At 66.4% G+C, this 17,622-nt stretch carries 17 protein-coding genes; 7 read left to right on the plus strand and 10 right to left on the minus strand.

All coding sequences use genetic code 11. The features are described from left to right. Window positions 1–23: 23 nt before the first annotated feature. Window positions 24–992, plus strand: a complete 969-nt coding sequence (locus tag ACZK2R_RS02010) for a polysaccharide deacetylase family protein (protein WP_180838295.1) — start codon at window positions 24–26, stop codon at window positions 990–992. A gap of 3 nt (window positions 993–995) precedes the next feature. On the opposite strand, the gene ACZK2R_RS02015 is transcribed toward ACZK2R_RS02010, so the two are convergent. The 4 genes from ACZK2R_RS02015 to ACZK2R_RS02030 all read right to left on the minus strand — a co-directional run bounded on the left by ACZK2R_RS02015 (window position 996) and on the right by ACZK2R_RS02030 (window position 3,636). Continuing rightward, on the minus strand, window positions 996–1,928 hold the full coding sequence (locus tag ACZK2R_RS02015; RefSeq protein WP_343205452.1) for a class I SAM-dependent methyltransferase: 933 nt from the start codon (window positions 1,926–1,928) through the stop codon (window positions 996–998). 41 nt (window positions 1,929–1,969) lie between these two features. Further along, window positions 1,970–2,290, minus strand: a complete 321-nt coding sequence (locus ACZK2R_RS02020) for a hypothetical protein (RefSeq protein WP_125895021.1) — start codon at window positions 2,288–2,290, stop codon at window positions 1,970–1,972. Window positions 2,291–2,405: 115 nt separating this feature from the next. Beyond that, entirely contained in the window at window positions 2,406–3,074 is a 669-nt protein-coding gene (locus ACZK2R_RS02025) for a hypothetical protein (protein WP_125895019.1), read from the minus strand. 145 nt (window positions 3,075–3,219) lie between these two features. Next, window positions 3,220–3,636 (minus strand): hypothetical protein, encoded by a 417-nt coding sequence (locus ACZK2R_RS02030; RefSeq protein WP_180838297.1) that lies wholly within the window; start codon window positions 3,634–3,636, stop codon window positions 3,220–3,222. Window positions 3,637–3,726: 90 nt separating this feature from the next. Between ACZK2R_RS02030 and ACZK2R_RS02035 the strand changes: the two genes are divergently transcribed. Further along, a complete protein-coding gene (locus ACZK2R_RS02035; protein ID WP_004139696.1) occupies window positions 3,727–4,011 on the plus strand; it encodes a hypothetical protein in 285 nt (94 codons plus the stop codon). A gap of 28 nt (window positions 4,012–4,039) precedes the next feature. Here the strand turns inward: ACZK2R_RS02035 and ACZK2R_RS02040 are convergent, their stop codons facing one another. Both ACZK2R_RS02040 and dmeF read right to left on the minus strand, forming a co-directional pair. Continuing rightward, window positions 4,040–5,002, minus strand: a complete 963-nt coding sequence (locus tag ACZK2R_RS02040) for an IS110 family transposase (RefSeq protein WP_132809226.1) — start codon at window positions 5,000–5,002, stop codon at window positions 4,040–4,042. A gap of 332 nt (window positions 5,003–5,334) precedes the next feature. Continuing rightward, a complete protein-coding gene (dmeF, locus tag ACZK2R_RS02045; RefSeq protein WP_180838299.1) occupies window positions 5,335–6,309 on the minus strand; it encodes a CDF family Co(II)/Ni(II) efflux transporter DmeF in 975 nt (324 codons plus the stop codon). A gap of 48 nt (window positions 6,310–6,357) precedes the next feature. Between dmeF and ACZK2R_RS02050 the strand changes: the two genes are divergently transcribed. Then, on the plus strand, window positions 6,358–6,642 hold the full coding sequence (locus ACZK2R_RS02050) for a metal-sensing transcriptional repressor (RefSeq protein WP_005407873.1): 285 nt from the start codon (window positions 6,358–6,360) through the stop codon (window positions 6,640–6,642). 77 nt (window positions 6,643–6,719) lie between these two features. On the opposite strand, the gene ACZK2R_RS02055 is transcribed toward ACZK2R_RS02050, so the two are convergent. Continuing rightward, complete coding sequence (locus ACZK2R_RS02055) at window positions 6,720–7,094, minus strand: MerC family mercury resistance protein (protein ID WP_478487735.1); 375 nt, start codon at window positions 7,092–7,094, stop codon at window positions 6,720–6,722. Window positions 7,095–7,163: 69 nt separating this feature from the next. Here ACZK2R_RS02055 and ACZK2R_RS02060 point away from each other — a divergent pair, with 69 nt between their 5' ends. Next, window positions 7,164–8,489 (plus strand): GTP-binding protein, encoded by a 1,326-nt coding sequence (locus tag ACZK2R_RS02060; RefSeq protein WP_180838301.1) that lies wholly within the window; start codon window positions 7,164–7,166, stop codon window positions 8,487–8,489. A 72-nt stretch (window positions 8,490–8,561) separates the two neighbouring features. On the opposite strand, the gene ACZK2R_RS02065 is transcribed toward ACZK2R_RS02060, so the two are convergent. Further along, window positions 8,562–10,169 carry an ABC-F family ATP-binding cassette domain-containing protein gene (locus ACZK2R_RS02065; RefSeq protein ID WP_180838302.1) on the minus strand — a complete coding sequence of 536 codons (1,608 nt, stop codon included), beginning with the start codon at window positions 10,167–10,169 and terminating at the stop codon, window positions 8,562–8,564. A gap of 225 nt (window positions 10,170–10,394) precedes the next feature. Further along, complete coding sequence (locus ACZK2R_RS02070) at window positions 10,395–11,294, minus strand: LysR family transcriptional regulator (protein ID WP_180838303.1); 900 nt, start codon at window positions 11,292–11,294, stop codon at window positions 10,395–10,397. Between the two features lie 228 nt (window positions 11,295–11,522). On the opposite strand from ACZK2R_RS02070, the gene ACZK2R_RS02075 reads away from it, so the two are divergent. Beyond that, window positions 11,523–12,701, plus strand: a complete 1,179-nt coding sequence (locus tag ACZK2R_RS02075; RefSeq protein WP_180838304.1) for a serine hydrolase domain-containing protein — start codon at window positions 11,523–11,525, stop codon at window positions 12,699–12,701. Beyond that, window positions 12,698–13,882 (plus strand): MFS transporter, encoded by a 1,185-nt coding sequence (locus ACZK2R_RS02080; protein ID WP_180838305.1) that lies wholly within the window; start codon window positions 12,698–12,700, stop codon window positions 13,880–13,882. The genes ACZK2R_RS02075 and ACZK2R_RS02080 overlap by 4 nt, the downstream gene beginning before the upstream one ends. 317 nt (window positions 13,883–14,199) lie before the next feature. Here ACZK2R_RS02080 and ACZK2R_RS02085 read toward each other — a convergent pair whose 3' ends face one another. Further along, window positions 14,200–15,816 (minus strand): EAL domain-containing protein, encoded by a 1,617-nt coding sequence (locus tag ACZK2R_RS02085; RefSeq protein ID WP_049399139.1) that lies wholly within the window; start codon window positions 15,814–15,816, stop codon window positions 14,200–14,202. A 228-nt stretch (window positions 15,817–16,044) separates the two neighbouring features. Between ACZK2R_RS02085 and cycA the strand changes: the two genes are divergently transcribed. After that, entirely contained in the window at window positions 16,045–17,418 is a 1,374-nt protein-coding gene (gene cycA, locus ACZK2R_RS02090; protein WP_049399140.1) for a D-serine/D-alanine/glycine transporter, read from the plus strand. The last annotated feature ends 204 nt before the right edge of the window (window positions 17,419–17,622 follow it).

Genomic DNA, 17,622 nt, shown 5'->3' on the forward strand with positions numbered 1-17,622 from the left:
TTCGCCCCTGCAAGGATGTGCTGATGCGTTGGTTGCTGCGTGCGGTGCCATTGCTGCTGTGTTCGTTGGCGGTACACGCCGCCGAGGTGGATCGCCGGATCGCGATGACCATCGACGACCTGCCGTGGGCGCGGGTGGATGAGATCGTTCCGCCGGACCTGCAGTCGCGGCACGAAGCGCTGATGGCCCAGCTTCGCCAGGCGGGTGTGCCGGTGGTCGGCTTCGTCAACGAGAACAAGCTTGAGATCAACGGACACGTGCAGCCCGCGCGGGTGCAGATGCTGCGCGACTGGCTGGACGCCGGGTATGTGCTGGGCAACCACACGTATTCGCACATGGATCTGAACGCCAGGGGTGTGCCTGCGTTCCAGCAGGATTTCCTGCGTGGTGAAACGGTGCTGCGGCCGTTGCTGGCCGAACGTGGACTGAAACCGCAGTGGATGCGCCATCCCTATCTGCGTGCCGGACGCACACCGGAAGAACGCGCGGAGATGGACATGTTCTTCAAGCAGCACGGCTACCGCGTGGCACCGGTGACGGTCGACAACGGGGAGTGGGTATGGGCGTTTGCCTATGCCAACGTGATGAACGAGCAGCCCGATTCCCCGGCGCGCGAGGCGACGCTGGCGCAGCTGCGCAAGGGCTATGTGCCGTACATGCTGAACAAGCTGGACTACTACGAGAAGCAGTCGCAGGCGCTGCTGGGCTACGCGCTGCCGCAGGTCTGGCTGATGCATGCCAACGAACTCAATGCAGCCACCTTCGCCGAACTGGTGGCGGCGACGAAGCGGCGCGGCTATCGCTTCGTTTCACTGGATGAGGCGATACGCGATCCTGCTTACGCGCGCGGCGCCGAGGGCTACAGCGGTCGCTATGGCCCGAGCTGGCTGCACCGCTGGGCGATGGCCGAGAAGAAGCCGAAAGACTTCTACGCCGGTGAACCGGAAGTGCCGAAGTGGGTGATGAAGCTGGCGAAGGTTGACTCGGAATGAAGCTCAGCGCTTGACGGCCAGCACGCCGTCCAGCGCCAGCTCGGCCTTGAAACCGGCCTTTTCCAGGCGCTTGGCCACTTCGCGCGGCACGTCGCGGCCGCTGGTCAGCTTGTTCGGCGCGCCGGTGTAGTGGAACAGGCGCCCGCCCTTGCGGATGACGCGGGCGAGGTGGTCGTAGAACACCTGCGAGTACAGTTCGCCGGCGATGCCGAAGCGCGGCGGGTCGTGCAGGATCGCGTCGACGCTGCTGCTGGCCACCTGTTCGATCTGCTGCGAGACATCGCCGTGGCTGAACTGCAGGCGGCCACCGGCCGCAGCCGAGTCCGGGTCCGGCGACCACGGGTTGAGCGTGCGCAGCCACATCACGTCGGCATTCTTCTCGAACGAGCGGATCTGGCCGACGCTGGCCTCCAGCGCGCAGGCGGCGAAGTAGCCCAGGCCGCCGCAGGTATCGAGGATGACCTTGCCGGCCGGGGCGACCAGCTCGACCTTGCGTCGCGCATCCTCGAACGGTGACAGCTTGGAGGTCGGCAGCATCTTGATGCCGTCGATCTCGAAGGTCGGTGCGCCCCATTCGGTCGGCACCAGCTTGATCAGCGAGCTGCTGTAGCGCGAGATAGGTGCGAAGTCCTCGCCATCCCAGTAGTACAGCGTGCGGTCCTTCAGCTTGCCCGGCCACGGGTAGCGCTGGCCACGGAAGTGGAAGCCGTCGGCATCCAGCACCACGCTGTCCTCGCTGCGGCCAAGGTCGAGCGAGCCCTGCCAGTCGGCAGCGCCCTTGTCATGGGCACGGCGCAGGGTGTCAGCGCTGTCGCGGGTCAGCAGGGGGCCGGTGTAATGGGGCACGGCGGGTACCGGGGCGGTTCGGGGGAGGGCATGGTACCGCAGCTGTTGCCGGGGCCACGCGTGGCTGCTGTTGCGGTAGATCCACGCCACGCGTGGGTGCCGGCATGGCGGCACCGGGCGTGGGCTCGGCTCTACAGCTGGCTGGTGCAGCTGTAGCCGTGTGTGGTTCCTTCCCCTGAAATCATGCCGACGCCACGCGAGGGCCGCATGCCCTGCCGCGCGCATGAGCGACGATGAGCGTCCTGGGTTTCCGGTGGCTGCCGATCAAAGTCGTAGCGCAGGCTGCCGTCTTCCTGCAGCAGCCAATGCACGGTAACGCGCTCGTGGCGACCATCGCCGAGATCCCAGTCCAGGGTGCGCAATATCAGTGTCTGGCCGTCGGGCAGTTCCCGGACTTCGTCATAGGCACCCTGAGACTGTATTGCACCGGCCATCAGCAGGAGGGGCAGCATGTTCCAATGTCCAAGACTGAATGTCATTTCGTCAGTCCTTTGGCAACGAGTATATGGCGTTTATGCATGGATGAGAGATGCCCTGCCTTTGGGCATGGGCATCTCCCTCTAGGAGCTATTGAGCGAAGATCGTCCCTCTATTGGTGGCACATTGTTTGGGGATGCAGGTCTCCATCATGGTGTTTGCAAACTTGGACTGCGAAAAATAGCAATTGACGCCAAATTGGGTTCTGCCTCTGAATGGCCCTGCGTAGTGGTCGGTTTCCTGTGCAATACAGCGTCCATTGTCTACGCTGAGGGTTGAGCGCCTCATGCCGCCAATAGAGCTCTCCCAGCTCCCGCTCCCAATGGGAAAGATATTCTGACCAACGGGTACCTGCCCACTCGGTGCAGTCGCCGTTGCCCAATCAATACTGTTCAAAGGGTCGGCAGGGGGCGCGGGATCATCGCTGTAGCATGACCAGCCGGTGGAGGGGCCCGACAACGTCATGGTACCGCTTGAGGGTGCCATTTCCACCGACTCGCAATAGGCTTGGTGATAGAGCTGCGTGGCTCTACTCTGATCTTCATAGCGATAGCTGAGTCTCCCAAAATCATCTTGTTTCAGGCGCTGCGTTACGTCCACGATGCCGCCATTGAAGTCTGGCCAGCTGCTTGTCCTATCTACGCTGACACTTCCGTCTGGATTCGCTACTACGACATCTATGCTTAGACGCTCGCTAGCGCAAATGGCGGTCGCGGGCAGAAAGGCTGTTATCAAAAAGGCGAACTGCTTCAATTTCATGTCTCAGCTCCTCTTTTGGGATGGAGAGCTGATGCTGAACTGAGTTCTGGTCGCCCGACGAGACACCTATCCAGTTATCGTTGTTTTGAAATTTTTCCTATGCTTCGGGCTGTTAACTACGAAAGAAGCTGTCGCAAACAACTGCTCAAATACACTTCACCGCATACACCGGCCCGGCCCCGATCAGCATCAGTGCCATGTAGTCACTGTCGCTGGCTTTGCCCTTCAGCGTCGCGCCCTTGTTGAAGTGGAAGATGCCGAAGCCACCGGCCATGCGGATCAATGCGCTGTCGATCTGCTCGGCGTCATCGCGGAAGTAGCGGCTGATTTCGCTGCGGGAGGCCTTGTGCAGGGCATTCGACTCGCGCTGCCACTGCTCGCCGCGGCTGAAGGAGACGAAGTACTGGCCGCCTTCCTTGTCGATGCGGAAGTCGGCCGGTTTGCGCGCGCCGGTGGCGAAGCAGCCCTGCAACGGGTCGGCGCTGAAAGGAAGCCCGGCATCACCACTGCAGGCGGTGAGCAGCAGGAGGGCACCTGGCAGCAGCAGGTGGAGCGTGCGCATGGGATGTCCCGACGGGGCAGGTGCGGCTAGTGTAGGCAGCGCACGGGCGTGGTCCGTACAGAAATTCGGCAAGGACACAGGGGTTTTCGGATGGCGAAGGGCAAGGCACCGTGGTGCGGCGTGGCCAGTTGGCTGGGGATCGTGGTGGGCTGGGGCGCGGGCAGCCTCGCTGCGCAGGCGGCGGTGGCCGCAGGCGGCAATGGCATGGCTGCGGGATTGGGCGTGGGGGTGCTGGGCGCGGCGCTGGTGGGCTGCGGTCTGGCGGTGGCTTCGCGCGTGCGCGGCGAGCGCTGGCCGTGGATCGGCATCGGTGGTGCAGTGCTGAGCGCGCTGCCGCTGCTGATGTACCTGCTGCGGATGATGTTGAAGCTGTAGTTGTAGAGTCGAGATCCTATGTTCGTGGTCAAGCCTGCTGGAAGCAGGCTTGACCCACCTTCAGCATGGCCGGATCGAAGTCCCGGCCGCTTTTGAAGACACCCCAGGCGATCCTGGCCAGCTTTCTGGCCAGGATGTTGAAGACGGCGGTGCTGGGGTGACCGCGTTTTGACAGCTCGTCGTAGAGCGGTTGCCCCTGGCGACACCGCTTGAGCCCCATTGCGGCCATGTAGAGCATCTGGCGCAGCACTGGCGCGCCCTGTTTGGACAGCCGACGCCGTCCCGTTCTGCCGCCAGACTCGTTGGGCCGGGGATCCAGGCCGGTGCAGGCGATCCACGCGTTGGCGTTGGCCAACGGCCAGCGCGTCATGTAGTAGATCAGGTGAGCGGCGACGGCGGGGCCGATACCAGGGATGGTCAACAGGCGCTTGTAGAGCGTGCCATGCTCTCCATCGCGACCCAAGCGCTGCAGTTCGCTTTCCAGCTCGGACAGCGTCCCAGCCAGAGCGCAGAACAGATCTGACAGCTCCCCGGGGGCACTTTTGCTTACCCCGAAGGATTGCTCCAGGCGCGCGCGTGTCTTTACCAGCGTCTGCCGCTTGCGCAGCAAATCGTGCATCTGTTGCTGCTCGTCGGTACGCGGTACGTATTCACGCAGGCGATCGTTCTCCTTCTTCACGTACCGGGCGATCGCTTCGGCGTCCATGGCGTCCGTCTTGCCACGCGAGCCCGTCGCCCGGCCGTAGTGCTTGATCAGACGTGGATTGATCACATAGACAACGTGGCCTGCCTGGCCAGCCATCCGAGCCAACAACTCGTAGTACCGCCCCGTCGCCTCCATGCCAATCCGGCATCGCTGGGGCAAGGTGTTGAGCCACTGGGCTATGCCGGCCCGGGTGTTGGCGATCCTGTCGCCGGCCTTGCGGTCGGCCACTGCCGGTACGAACTCCTTGGAGTCCACGTCCACGCCAATATCGAGAGAATCAGACATTTGTACGGCTCCCAGCTATCTTTAAGGGGCTGGGGTGGTACCGCACCGACGTTAGCTTGCCTACATCGACGATCCCCTTTGGGGGCCGTACGATCCTTTATCGACGTTCGTGTGCGGGATGGGGATCGCTCGACTCGTCTGTCGGCTAGTATCCGCAGATGCATGCTTGACGGTCCCTCCACCCTGGCTCCTACATACCTCGTAGGAGCCGGGAGGAACATACAAGCCATGCTCGACTTGTGGGCAACGCACCCAGGCATGGCCTGGCTCTACTGGTCAGCGGCGGCCGGAGCATGCCATGCCGGCCAGCGGCCGGCACTACCCGGCGTGGATCATGCGCTGCGGTGAATCTCCACCGTCACGTGCACCAGCTCCTCATGAATCGCCAGCGCGTTGCGCACGGTATCGGCATCCAGACGGGCGTCGCTGGTAACCACGCTGGCGCTGACCGCGTACTTGCCGCGACCCACCTGCCAGACGTGCAGGTCGGCCAGGCGCGCCGGCCACGGGCCGTGTTCGATTACCTCGCGCACTTCGGCCACCACCGGCGCATCCATCTGCGCGTCGAGCAGGATGCGGCCGCTGTCGCGCAGCAGGCCGATCGCCCAGACCGTCACCAGCACGGCGCCGACCAGGCCCATCACCGGGTCCAGCCAGGTCAGGCCCAGCAGCTTGCCGCCAAGCAGGGCGACGATGGCCAGCACCGAGGTGGCGGCGTCGGCCAGCACGTGCACGTAGGCCGAGCGCAGATTGAGGTCGTGACCGTGCGCATGGCCGTGATCCTGGTGTTGGTGGTCATGCCCGTGATGATGGCCATGGTCATGCCCGTGGTGGTGATGCGCGTGGCCCGGGCTGTCGTGCAGCCACCAGGCGCAGAGCAGATTCACGCCCAGGCCCACCGCTGCAATGGCGATGGCTTCGTCGTAATGGATCGGTGCCGGCACCCACAGCCGTTCCAGCGATTGCACGGCCATCAGCGCGGCGACGCCAAGCAGTGCGATGGCGCTGGTGTAGCCGGCCAGGATCTCGATCTTCCACGTACCGAAGGCAAAGCGCGGATCGTGCGCGTAGCGGCGCGCGCAGCGGTAGGCGAACACCGAGAGGCCCAGCGCCAGCGCGTGCGAACTCATGTGCCAGCCGTCGGCGAGCACGGCCATGGAGTTGAACCACCAGCCGCCGACGATCTCCACCAGCATCATGACGACGGTGAGCCACAGGGCGCGGCGGGTATTGCGTTCGGCCAGCGGGTTGCCGTCGTCGAAGCGGTGTTCGTGGCGACGGGCGGCGGCGAGGGCGTCCAAGTGCATGGCGGCGGGAGCTGGAGTAGATACCCCTATAGGGTATATGATCCCGCCATGGCGCATGTACACAAGAATCGAAAGCAGCTGCTGACCCGGGTGCGCCGCATCGCGGGCCAGGTGGCGGCGTTGGAGCAGGCGCTGGACCAGCCCGAGGGTAAAGCCGGCGACTGTGCGGACGTGCTGGTGCAGGTCGCCGCCGTGCGCGGTGCCGCCCACAGCCTGCTGATGGAGCTGCTGCACGAGCACCTGCAGGAACACGTGGTGGGTGCCGATGACCCGCAGCAGCGGGCGGACGAGGCTGCGGTGCTGGTGGAGCTGCTGCGCCGCTACGGCAAATAGCAGGGGTAGTGCCGGCCGCTGGCCGGCAACTGCAGGTTGCGTCCGAAGCTCATGCGGTTGCCGGCCGGCGGCCGGCACTACCCCGCGTGCCGGTGCCGCGCGTTCCAGATATGCGTGGCGGCCAGCAGCAGGCTGCCGGTGACCGTCATCGGCGTTTCCAAGTCATGTGAGGGCAAGGCCAGCGCTCCGGCCAGCAGCAGGCCGAGCCCGGCGCCGGCGGTGGCCCAGGCCAGCACGGGCAGTGGGTGACGGCGCTCGGCCCGCCACAGCGCGTAGCCGGTCAGTGGCAGGGCAATGGCCACGAACAGCAGATGCACCCATTCCGCTTCGGCCCACGCGCCGAACAGGGGGAGCGCGGCGGCCAGCAGGGGCAGCGCCAGGCAGTGCAGCAGGCACAGGCTGGACAGGGCGACCGCGCCGGCATCAAGCAGGGCGGCAGAAGGCGACTTCATCGGCGGAGGTTCCTTGCGCAACAATTGTTATACAGTAACATTTCCGTTCCGCAGCCAACCCGCTCCGACATGAACACTGTTTCCCGCGCCGACCGTCGCCTTCCGGTCACCGTGCTGTCCGGCTTCCTCGGGGCCGGCAAGACCACCCTGCTCAACCAGATCCTGCGCAACCGCGAGGGCCTGCGCGTGGCGGTCATCGTCAACGACATGAGCGAGGTCAACATCGATGCGCAGCTGGTGCGCGAAGGTGGCGCCGAGCTGCGCCGCACTGAAGAGACGCTGGTGGAATTCAGCAACGGCTGCATCTGCTGCACGCTGCGCGATGACCTGCTGCAGGAAGTGCGCCGTCTGGCCGATGCCGGTCGCTATGACTATCTGCTGATCGAATCGACGGGCATCGGCGAGCCGATGCCGGTGGCGGCCACCTTCGCGGTGCGCGACGAACATGGCTTCAGCCTGAGTGATATCGCGCGGCTGGACACGATGGTGACGGTGGTCGACGGCAGCGCGTTCCTTGCCGACTTCGGCTCGACGTCGCGACTGGCCGAGCGCGGCCAGCAGGCCGGCCCGGAGGATGATCGAAGTGTGGTTGACCTGCTATGCGAGCAGGTCGAGTTCGCCGACGTGATCGTGGTCAGCAAGGTGGACCAGGTGGATGACGAAGCGTTGCAGGACACGCTGGCCGTGTTGCGTGGCCTGAACCGCGACGCGAAGCTGCTGCTGTCCAGCTTCGGCGATGTGCCGCTGGCCGAGCTGCTGGATACCGGCCGCTTCGACATGGAGCGTGCGCAACGTGCGCCGGGCTGGGTGAAGGAACTGCGGGGCGAGCACACACCGGAAACCGAGGAGTACGGCATCGGCAGCTTCGTCTACCGTTCGCGGCGTCCGTTCCACCCCGCGCGATTCGCCCGCGCGTTGCAGTCGGGCATGCCCGGCGTGATCCGCAGCAAGGGCTGGTTCTGGCTGGCCAACCGCATGGATTGGGTAGGCGAGTTGAACACCGTGGGCGCCGCGACGCGGACGCAGGCGGCGGGCTTCTGGTACGCCGCGCGCGACCGCGTGCGTGCCGGCCTGGAAGACACCGCACCGTTGTTGCCGCCGACACCGCTGCCCTACAGCGACCTCGGCTGGGCGCGGCAGCAGGCCGATTGCTGGAGCGCACCGTTGCCGGGGCTGGAAGAGTTTCCGGATGCAGCCGCGCACACGGCGATGCAGCGGCTGTGGCACCCGTTGTGGGGTGATCGCCGCCAGGAGCTGGTGGTGATTGGTGTGCACATGGATGAGCGTGCGGTGCGCGCGGAGCTGGATGCGTGCCTGCTCAATGACCAGGAGCTGCGGGCGGGGCCGCTGCTGTGGCAGCAGATGCCACAGGCGTTCCCGGTGTGGAAGCGCTGATGGTGCATTGAGGTTTCCTGGGCTGCCGGCCAGCGGCCGGCACTACCCCGGGTCGATACGCCATGCGTGGATCTACAAGGCGTCATGCCACTGCCAGCCCTCGGTGCTCACGTGCAGCACCTGGGTCGGCCGCAACGCCTGCAGCAGGTGCCGGTCGTGGCTGACCATCACCAGCGCGCCCGGCCACGCCGCAAGCAGTTCCTCCAACGCCTGCAATGCGCTCAGATCCAGCGCATTGCCGGGCTCGTCCAGCAGCAACAGCTGCGGCGCGGGATCGGCGTACAACACGCTGGCCAGCGCACCCTTCACCCGCTCGCCATCGCTGAGGCTGCTGGCGGCGCGCTGGATGCGCTGTGCGTCCAGACCCAACAGGGCCAGGCGCGTGCGCAGCTCCCCGGGGTCGGCACTCGGGTTGGCGGCCTGCACGCTGTCGAGGATGCTGCATTCGCCGGACAGCCCCAGCAGCTGCTGATCGAGCAGCGCCAGCGGTGTGTGACGTTGCACGGTCCCATCGCGCGCGGGCAGCTGACCCGCCAGCACCCGCAGCAGTGTCGACTTGCCGCTGCCGTTGTCACCGACCACGGCAATGCGCTGGCCGCGGCGGATCTCCAGCTGCAACGGGGCGCTGCAGCCATGTGGGAGGATCAGATCCTGCGCCTGCAGCAGGCGCGTGCTGCCACGTTCCCCCGCACCGGCAAACAGCGCCAGTTCCGGCGCGGTGTGAACCGCCGAGGCCGCTGCGCGCAGTTGCTCTGCGCTGGCCTGCAGGCGTTCGGACTGCACCTGCTGCGCGCGCCCATGACTGGCTTCGGCGCGCTGCTTCTGCCGGCCAAGCAGGATCGGTGCCTGGTTGGCCTGCTTCGCATCGCGATTGCCGCGTGCCTGGCGTTGCTGCTGACGTTCGTGTTGTTCGCGAGCGCTGCGTTGCTGTTGCCGATGCTGCGCACGTGCATGGTCAAGCTGGGCGGTGGCGGCTTCACGTTCGGCGGCGCGTGTGTCGGCGTAGTGCTGCCATGCGCCGCCATAGCGATGCAGGCCACGCCCATCGAGTTCGACAATCTGCTGCATTCGGCCCAGCAACTCGCGATCATGACTGATCACCAGCAGGCCACCGCGCCACTGCTGCAACTGTTCGTACAGCTGTTGGCGATGGCGTGCGTCGAGGTGGTTACTGGGTTCGTCCAGGATCAGCCAGCCGGCACTGCTGGCCCAGGCGCCGGACAGCGCCACCTGCATGGCCTGGCCGCCACTGAGGCGCGCAGCAGGCTGGGCGTGATCGAGATCATCGGGCAAGCCCAGCGCCTGCCACTGCTGCTGCAGGCGTTCACGCAGATCCCAGCGGTCGCCTATGCAGGCGAAGTCGGCCTCATCGACGCTGCCGGCTTCGATGCGTGCGAGCGCGGACAGCGCTTCACCCACACCGGCCAGTTCACCGACCGTGCCGGCGGGTGGATAACCGGGTGTCGGCAACAGGAACACGCGGCCGCTGCCACGTACCTGGCCGTTGTCGGGCGACAGCCGGCCGGCCAGCAGGCGTGCGAGCACGCTTTTGCCAGCGCCATTGGCACCGACCAGGCCGGTAGCAACCGGTTCGAAGGAAAACGTCAGATCGGAAAACAGCACACGGCCGTCGGCCAATCGATACGACACGCGATCGAGCGTGAGGGAATACGGGGTCATGCGACCTCCATGGATGCCGGGTTCTCCCCTGCGCGCAGGGGCGGGAAGAGTCAGGCCGTCTGTTGTGAAGACGGCGGCATCAATGGCGCATTGGTCGCGAGCCTCTGGGAGGAATGAGCGGCCAGTATAGCGGGGCTGGCTGAATGGTTTGATGGCGCGACTCTACAAAGGCATCCACGCATGGCGTGGATCTACTGTGGGCCGGGCATGGGGTGGATCGATCTCCTACGGCACGGTTTCTAAGCGCGCGCTGACGAAGTCGATGAACACGCGCAGTTTCGGTAGCACGTGGCGGCCGGAGGGCCACAGCAGGTGGAAGATGCCGCAGGAGTGCACATGCTCGTTGAGCACGGTCACCAGCCGGCCGTCGGCCAGTGCATCGCGCACCGAGTGTACCGGCACGAATGCCAGGCCGATATCGCGCAATGCAAGCGCCACCCGCGCTTCGATGGTGTTGGCCACCATGTGTACTGGCAGTTCCTGCGGTGTTTCATGGTCGGGCCAGTGGATCGGCCACAGTTCCAGCTTGCCGGTGCTGGGGAAGCGATAGTGCAGCAGCGTGTGCTGCATCAGATCGGCCGGCGTGCGCGGCGTGCCGCGCCGCTGCAGGTACGCCGGCGAGGCGACGATGCGGCGTGGGAACACGCCCAGGCGTCGTGCGTTCATGCGTGAGTCGCTGGGCTCGCCGACGCGCAGCACGGCATCGAAACCCTCCTCGATGACATCGACCAGGCGGTCGCTGAAATCCAGATCGAGGCGGATGTCCGGATACGCGGACATGAACTCGGCCATCAGCGGCAGAGTGAGATCACCCACCAGCGGCAGACCGATGCGCAGCGTGCCACTTGGTGCGGCATGCGGTTGCGCCAACTCGGTGCGCGCGGCATCGCGCTCGTCGAGGATGCGCCGGCAGCGTGCCAGGAACAGCTGGCCCTCGGCGGTGAGGGTGATGCTGCGCGTGCTGCGGTGGAACAGGCGCACGCCCAGTGCCTGTTCCAGCCGGGCAACGCATTTGCCGGCGGCCGAGGCCGAGATGCCCTGCAGGCGCCCGGTCTCGACGAAGCTGCGGGTGTCGGCCGCGTGCACGAAGGTCTGCAGATTGGCGAGGTTGTCCAGGACTGACATGGGCGTGCGGGCAATGAAAGCGGCAGGGTAGGTCGGCGCGGCTGTAGCGGACGGCTCCGCCATCGCAACACTGTGGTGCGAAGTGGTGTGGAGCCCGTTGCGGCCTTGCAGTTCCGGCCATCATGCCGATTGCGGACTGCACGGTCCATGATGCCCGGAGCGGCAACCGGCTTTTTGCACGGGGGCGTGGTGCCTAACGTGGCGAGCCTCTCCCCACGGATCACCGCGATGAACGCTGTTCCTTCCCTTGCACCTGCGCCGACGCTGCCGTCGGTGCAGCGGCTGCTGCAGCAGGTCCACCCACAGCGCCTGGTCGGTACGGTGGTGCTGGTGCGCGAGCACGGTGTGCTGCGCCACGCCAGCGCGACCGGGCTGGCCGATCGCGAGTCGGCCACGCCGATGCGGCGCGACCAGTTGTTCCGGCTGGCATCGGTCAGCAAGCCGCTGTTGACCACGGTGATCCTGCGCCTGGTAGCCGAAGGCGTGCTGGACCTGGATGCGCCGGTACAGCGCTGGCTGCCGGACTTCCGCCCGGCGCTGGCCGATGGCAGCACGCCGCCGATCAGCCTGCGCCAACTGCTCAGCCATAGCAGCGGGCTGGGTTACCGCTTCCTCGAAGCCGATGCGGATGGCCCGTACGCACAGGCCGGCGTCAGCGATGGCATGGATGCGAATCCGCTGACGCTGACCGACAACGTGCATCGCATCGCGCAGGCGCCGCTGCTGTTCGCGCCGGGCAGCCAATGGTTGTACTCGTTGGGCGTGGACGTCGCGGGCGCCGTGGCTGAAGCCGCGACTGGTGAAACGCTGCAGGCATTGTTCGCACGCCTGTTGGCCACGCCGCTGGGCCTGCGCGATAGCGCGTTTGCCATCGACGATGCTGCGCGGCTGGCCACGCCCTATGTCACCGACGCGCCGCAGCCGCATCGCCTGCAGGAAGGCGAGGTGGTCGCTCCATTCGAGGGCACCGTCGGCATCGAGTACAGCCTCGCGCGCGCCACCGATGCCAGCCGTTTCCCTTCGGCCGGTGCTGGATTGATTGGCAGCGCCGACGAGGTGATGGCGGTGTTGGAGGCCTTGCGCGATGTGCAAGCTTCGAATCTGTTGCCGCCCGCGCTGGTGGCGGAGATGGCCAGCCCGCAGGTGGGCGAGCAGGGGCCGCCGGAACCGGCCGGCTGGGGCTTCGGGTTGGGCTTTGCGGTGCTGCGCGATGCCGCCGCCAGTGGCACACCGCAGAGCGAAGGCACCTGGCGCTGGGGCGGTGCCTACGGCCATAGCTGGTTTGTCGATCCTGCGCGTGGGCTGAGCGTGGTGGCGCTGACCAACACCCTGTACGAAGGCATGGATGGCGCCTTCGTCGATGAACTGCGTGACGCCGTCTATGCCGATCTGGAGGCTGCACGATGAGCGGCCATGCCATTGATGCGGCGAGTCCTGCCGGCGAAGCTACACACCTGCCGTGGGCCGGCCTGCTGGCGCTTGCAGGTGGCGGCTTCATCACCCTGCTGACCGAGACCCTGCCCGCCGGTGTACTGCGGCCGATGGGCGAGAGCCTGGGCGTGAGTGATGCGGCGGTGGGCCAGCTGGTCAGCGTGTACGCGCTGGGATCGGTGATGGCCGCACTGCCCATGACCGCGCTGACCCAGCGCCTGCCGCGGCGGCCGTTGCTGCTCGCGGCGATAGCCGGCTTCGTGGTGGTCAACACGCTGACCGCCGTGAGCAGCAGCTATCCGCTGATCCTTGCCGCGCGTTTCCTGGCCGGTGTGAGTGGTGGCCTGCTGTGGTCGCTGGTGGCCGGCTACGCGGCGCGCATGGTGGTGCCGTCACTGCAGGGCCGCGCGATCGCAGTGGCGATGGTCGGTTCACCGCTGGCGCTGTCGCTGGGCGTACCGGCGGGCACGTTGCTGGGCCAGCAGATCGGCTGGCGCTGGGCGTTCGCGTTGATGAGCGTACTGGGTGTCGGGCTGCTGGCGTACGCGCGCTGGACACTGCCGGCGTTGCCCGCCACCGGTGCCGGCCAGCGCATGTCACTGGGCACGGTGTGGCACATGCCCGGCGTACGCAGCGCGCTGGCGGTGATGGTGCTGTACGTGCTGGCGCACAACGTGCTGTACACCTACATCGAACCGCTGGCGGTGGACGCCGGTGCCGGTCCATGGCTGGACCGCCTGCTGCTGGCCTTTGGCGTGGCTGCCATCGTTGGAATCGGCATTGCCGGCTGGGGCGTGGACCGTCATCTGCGCACGCTGGTGTGGGCGGCCGTGATCGGTTTCATCCTGCCGGTGTTGACCCTGCTGTTGTGGCCAGGACAGGCCACACCGCTGCTGCTGGCGACGATCCTGTGGGGCATGGCGTTCGGGTCGGTTGCGACCCTGTTCCAGACCGCGCTCGCACGCCGTGCCGGTGCTGCCGCCGACCTGGCGCAGTCGATGCTGGTGACCGGTTGGAACCTGGCGATTGCCGGCGGTGGCGTCGCCGGCGGCGTGCTGTTGCAGGCCAGCGGCCCGAGCCAGCTGGGCTGGTTGCCGTTGCTGTTGCTGGCGGTGAGCGCGGCGTGGCTGTTGGCACGGCCGAAGGCCTGGGCGTAGGCGCAGACCAGACGTTACCGAGGTGCCGGCCAGCGGCCGGCACTACCGTGGTCCACGCCATCCACGCATGGCGTGGATCCACCGAGCGCAGCGACCCGCGTTGGCCTTTGATTCTTCTGTTGATTCCGTGGTGGGACGCCGCCGCAATGTGTCCGTGGCCGGGTGGGTGGGCTGCGCAGGGGCGTGAGCCGCATGGATGCGGCGACCGAGCTTACATGGACGTACTTGCAGCGCCCCCTGCGCAGCCCACCCACCCGGCCCACCCCGACGGTTCCGCCGAACGCGACCCACCACGAGGGGCTCCGCCGTTGGCCGTCCTACTCGATCCCCTCACGCTCGATCGGCACGCTGCGCGGATTCTGCATGTGCTCCCGCGCCGCGCCATAGCGCTGCTGCCGCTTGTGATGGAACACCACGAACTCATCCCGCGGCAGCGGCCGCGAGAACAGCCAACCCTGCGCGAACTCGACCTTCCGGGTATGCAGATACGCCAGCTGTGCCTCGGTCTCCACGCCCTCGGCCACCACCCACAGGCCCAGCTCCTTGGCCATGTCGATGATGTGCGGGGTTACCGGGCTGGTGGCGCTCTCGGTGTCGATCGCATCGATGAATGATTTGTCGATCTTCAACGCGTCCAGTGGCAGCTGTTCCAGGTACTGCAGGCTGGAGAAGCCGACGCCGAAATCGTCAATGGCCACGCTGTGCCCGGCCCGACGCGCCTGCGCCAGCATCGTGCGGGCGCGGTCCAGATCCAGGAAGCCGCGCTCGGTGGCCTCCATCCAGATCTGCTGCGGCAGGATGCCGCTGCCGGCCATGTGCTTGGAGATCATCTTCAGCGCACGGCCGCTGCTGATATCTTCGGCGGCCAGGTTGATCGCGATGTGCGCGCTGCGGTCGGCCACCAGCAGTTCACGCATGTCGCGCACTACGTTCTCGATCACCAGATCGGTGACCGCGCCGATCATGCCGGCCTCTTCGGCCAGCGGAATGAACAGGTCCGGCCGCACCTGGGTGCCATCCGGGCGCTGCCAGCGCACCAGCGCTTCGGCGCCGACGCAGATGCCGGTATCCAGCTCGATGATTGGCTGGTAGTGCAGGTACAGCTCGCGGCGGCGGATCGCTGTGGCCAGCTCGCCGCGCAGGGACAGGCGGCGACGCGACAGCCAGATCACCAGGCCGGCACCGGCAGCGGCCAGCAGAACGCCGATCGGCACGAACAGCCACGCCTGCTGGCGGAAGGTCGCGGCAAGCGCGGTACGCGGCATGGTCGCGATCGCCAACCACTCTTCGTTGCGGGCGGTGGCATACAGGGTGTGGTGGTCCAGGCCTTCATCGGGGGCGCGCAGCAGGGTCTCCAGCAATGCCGGATCCATGCCGTCCTGCCTGGCCAGGAGACGCCCATCGGGGCTGGCCAGGGCAAGGCGCACGTTCGGGTCGGCGATGACATCGACGAAGCGGCGCGGATCGACCAGCACGTCGTAGTTGCCGTACAGGAACGACAGGACCTGGCGCCGTCCGCTGGCCTCGGGGCGCACATCCACGGCGATGCCGGCGCCATCACTGGTGACGTGGTCGGCCTTGGGCTGGTTGACGTCGGACAGGAACGGCCCCCACGACGTACAGCGCAGCTTGCCACCCTCGAAGTAGCCCATCTGGTCGACCGACGGCGAGGTCATCACCAGCGTCTGCATGCGCCGGATATGGTCGGGCCCGCAGGCGTCGTGGGCGCCGACCTCGGCCGACTGCAGTGCCGCCAGCGCTTCCTGGTAGGACTGGTCGGCGCGGCGCAGGGCGCGACCGGCGATGTCGCGCAGCCGCTGCTGCTCGACGCTGACTGCACGGTCCCAGGTGGCATAGGCCATCACCGCGATCGGCACGGCCGCGGCCAGCAGCGCCAGCGCGGTGCCACCAATGATCACGCGCAGCCGACTCAAGGCCGGAGCTCCAGCGGGGCGGGCAGGGCAGGGCACATGGTCAGGCCGATCCTTGGGCAGGTGCGGCTATCTGAGCATGACGCCGGGCCGGGCGGAATGGGACGAATCCGGTATTCGGTCACAATGTGATGAAAGCGACCATGATTGACGTAATCGGGCCGTCCAGCGCTGGCGCTCCGGGCCGGGGAGGACTAACGTCGAACGCTTCGCCCGCCCCAGTGCACGCCCATGACCGAGCCCGCAACGCCCCCCGAGCACCTGCGCCGCAGCCTGTCCAACCGCCACCTGCAGTTGATCGCCATCGGTGGTGCCATCGGCACCGGCCTGTTCATGGGCTCGGGCAAGACCATCAGCCTGGCCGGCCCGTCCATCGTCTTCGTCTACCTGATCATCGGCGCGATGCTGTTCTTCGTGATGCGCGCGATGGGCGAGCTGCTGCTGTCCAACCTGCAGTACAAATCCTTCATCGATTTCTCCACCGATCTGCTCGGTCCCTGGGCCGGCTTCTTCTGTGGATGGACGTACTGGTTCTGCTGGATCGTCACCGCCATCGCCGACGTGATCGCGATTGCCGCCTACGCGCAGTTCTGGTTCCCTGGGCTGGATGCCTGGATACCGGCACTGGCCTGCGTGCTGCTGTTGCTGGCACTGAACCTGGTGACGGTGAAGCTGTTCGGCGAGATGGAATTCTGGTTCGCGCTGATCAAGATCGTGGCGATCTGTGCGCTGATCATCACCGGCGCCGGGCTGGTGGCGTGGGGCTTCACCTCGCCCAGTGGCCACACCGCGTCGTTGTCGAACCTGTGGAATGACGGCGGCATGTTCCCGATGGGCCTTGTCGGCTTCTTCGCCGGTTTCCAGATCGCGGTGTTCGCTTTCGTCGGCATCGAGCTGGTAGGTACCACCGCCGCTGAAACCGCAGACCCCGAGCGCAACCTGCCGAAGGCGATCAACTCGATCCCGGTGCGCATCATCATCTTCTACGTGCTGGCGCTGATCGCGATCATGGCGGTCACCCCGTGGCGCCAGGTGGTGCCGGACAAGAGCCCGTTCGTGCAGCTGTTCGTGCTGGCCGGCATCCCCGCCGCGGCCAGCCTGATCAACTTCGTGGTGCTGACCTCGGCCACGTCTTCGGCCAATAGCGGCATCTTCTCCACCAGCCGCATGCTGTACGGCCTGGCCGAGGAAGGCCACGCACCGCGCGGGTTGTCGAAATTGTCACGCGCCGCAGTGCCCGCCCGTGGCCTGCTGTTCTCCTGCCTGTGCCTGCTCGGCGGCACGCTGCTGATCTACCTGATCCCCAACCTGGTGACCGCCTTCACCCTGGTCACCACGCTGGCGACGGTGCTCTTCATCTTCGTCTGGTCGCTGATCCTGGTGGCCTACATGGCCTACCGCCGCCGCTACCCGGAACGCCACGCTGCCTCGATCTTCAAGATGCCCGGCGGCGTCGCCATGTGCTGGGCCTGCCTGGTGTTCTTCGCCGCCGTGCTGGTGCTGCTGAGCCTGCAGGCCGACACCCGCCAGGCGCTGGTCGCCAGCCCGGTGTGGTTCGTGCTGTTGGGCGTGGGGTACTGGGTGCGTCGGAGGACCGCGAAGTAATCCAGCATTTGCGTTCCATCGATTGATCCAGAGATCTCTCTGGAGTGGGGTCAGAGACCGTTGCGCAGCAACGGGATCCGACCCCCCGCAGGAAATCGGCCGTTGCCGTTGCTGTTGAGGTTGCCGGCCAGCGGCCGGCACTACCACGGGTGCAGGGCGCAGCCCTGCTGGCCCCCATTCACCCAGCATTAGCGGGCGCGGCCG

This window comes from Stenotrophomonas sp. 96582_Sma (genome assembly GCF_056480905.1).

Bases quoted from the DNA above. Each gene is read 5' to 3' on its own strand.
- ACZK2R_RS02010 (WP_180838295.1), top strand. From the start codon at position 24: ATGCGTTGGTTGCTGCGTGCGGTGCCATTGCTGCTGTGTTCGTTGGCG.
- ACZK2R_RS02020 (WP_125895021.1), bottom strand. From the start codon at position 2,290: ATGCTGCCCCTCCTGCTGATGGCCGGTGCAATACAGTCTCAGGGTGCC.
- ACZK2R_RS02025 (WP_125895019.1), bottom strand. From the start codon at position 3,074: ATGAAATTGAAGCAGTTCGCCTTTTTGATAACAGCCTTTCTGCCCGCG.
- ACZK2R_RS02030 (WP_180838297.1), bottom strand. From the start codon at position 3,636: ATGCGCACGCTCCACCTGCTGCTGCCAGGTGCCCTCCTGCTGCTCACC.
- ACZK2R_RS02035 (WP_004139696.1), top strand. From the start codon at position 3,727: ATGGCGAAGGGCAAGGCACCGTGGTGCGGCGTGGCCAGTTGGCTGGGG.
- ACZK2R_RS02040 (WP_132809226.1), bottom strand. From the start codon at position 5,002: ATGTCTGATTCTCTCGATATTGGCGTGGACGTGGACTCCAAGGAGTTC.
- dmeF (WP_180838299.1), bottom strand. From the start codon at position 6,309: ATGCACTTGGACGCCCTCGCCGCCGCCCGTCGCCACGAACACCGCTTC.
- ACZK2R_RS02050 (WP_005407873.1), top strand. From the start codon at position 6,358: ATGGCGCATGTACACAAGAATCGAAAGCAGCTGCTGACCCGGGTGCGC.
- ACZK2R_RS02055 (WP_478487735.1), bottom strand. From the start codon at position 7,094: ATGAAGTCGCCTTCTGCCGCCCTGCTTGATGCCGGCGCGGTCGCCCTG.
- ACZK2R_RS02060 (WP_180838301.1), top strand. From the start codon at position 7,164: ATGAACACTGTTTCCCGCGCCGACCGTCGCCTTCCGGTCACCGTGCTG.
- ACZK2R_RS02065 (WP_180838302.1), bottom strand. From the start codon at position 10,169: ATGACCCCGTATTCCCTCACGCTCGATCGCGTGTCGTATCGATTGGCC.
- ACZK2R_RS02070 (WP_180838303.1), bottom strand. From the start codon at position 11,294: ATGTCAGTCCTGGACAACCTCGCCAATCTGCAGACCTTCGTGCACGCG.
- ACZK2R_RS02075 (WP_180838304.1), top strand. From the start codon at position 11,523: ATGAACGCTGTTCCTTCCCTTGCACCTGCGCCGACGCTGCCGTCGGTG.
- ACZK2R_RS02080 (WP_180838305.1), top strand. From the start codon at position 12,698: ATGAGCGGCCATGCCATTGATGCGGCGAGTCCTGCCGGCGAAGCTACA.
- cycA (WP_049399140.1), top strand. From the start codon at position 16,045: ATGACCGAGCCCGCAACGCCCCCCGAGCACCTGCGCCGCAGCCTGTCC.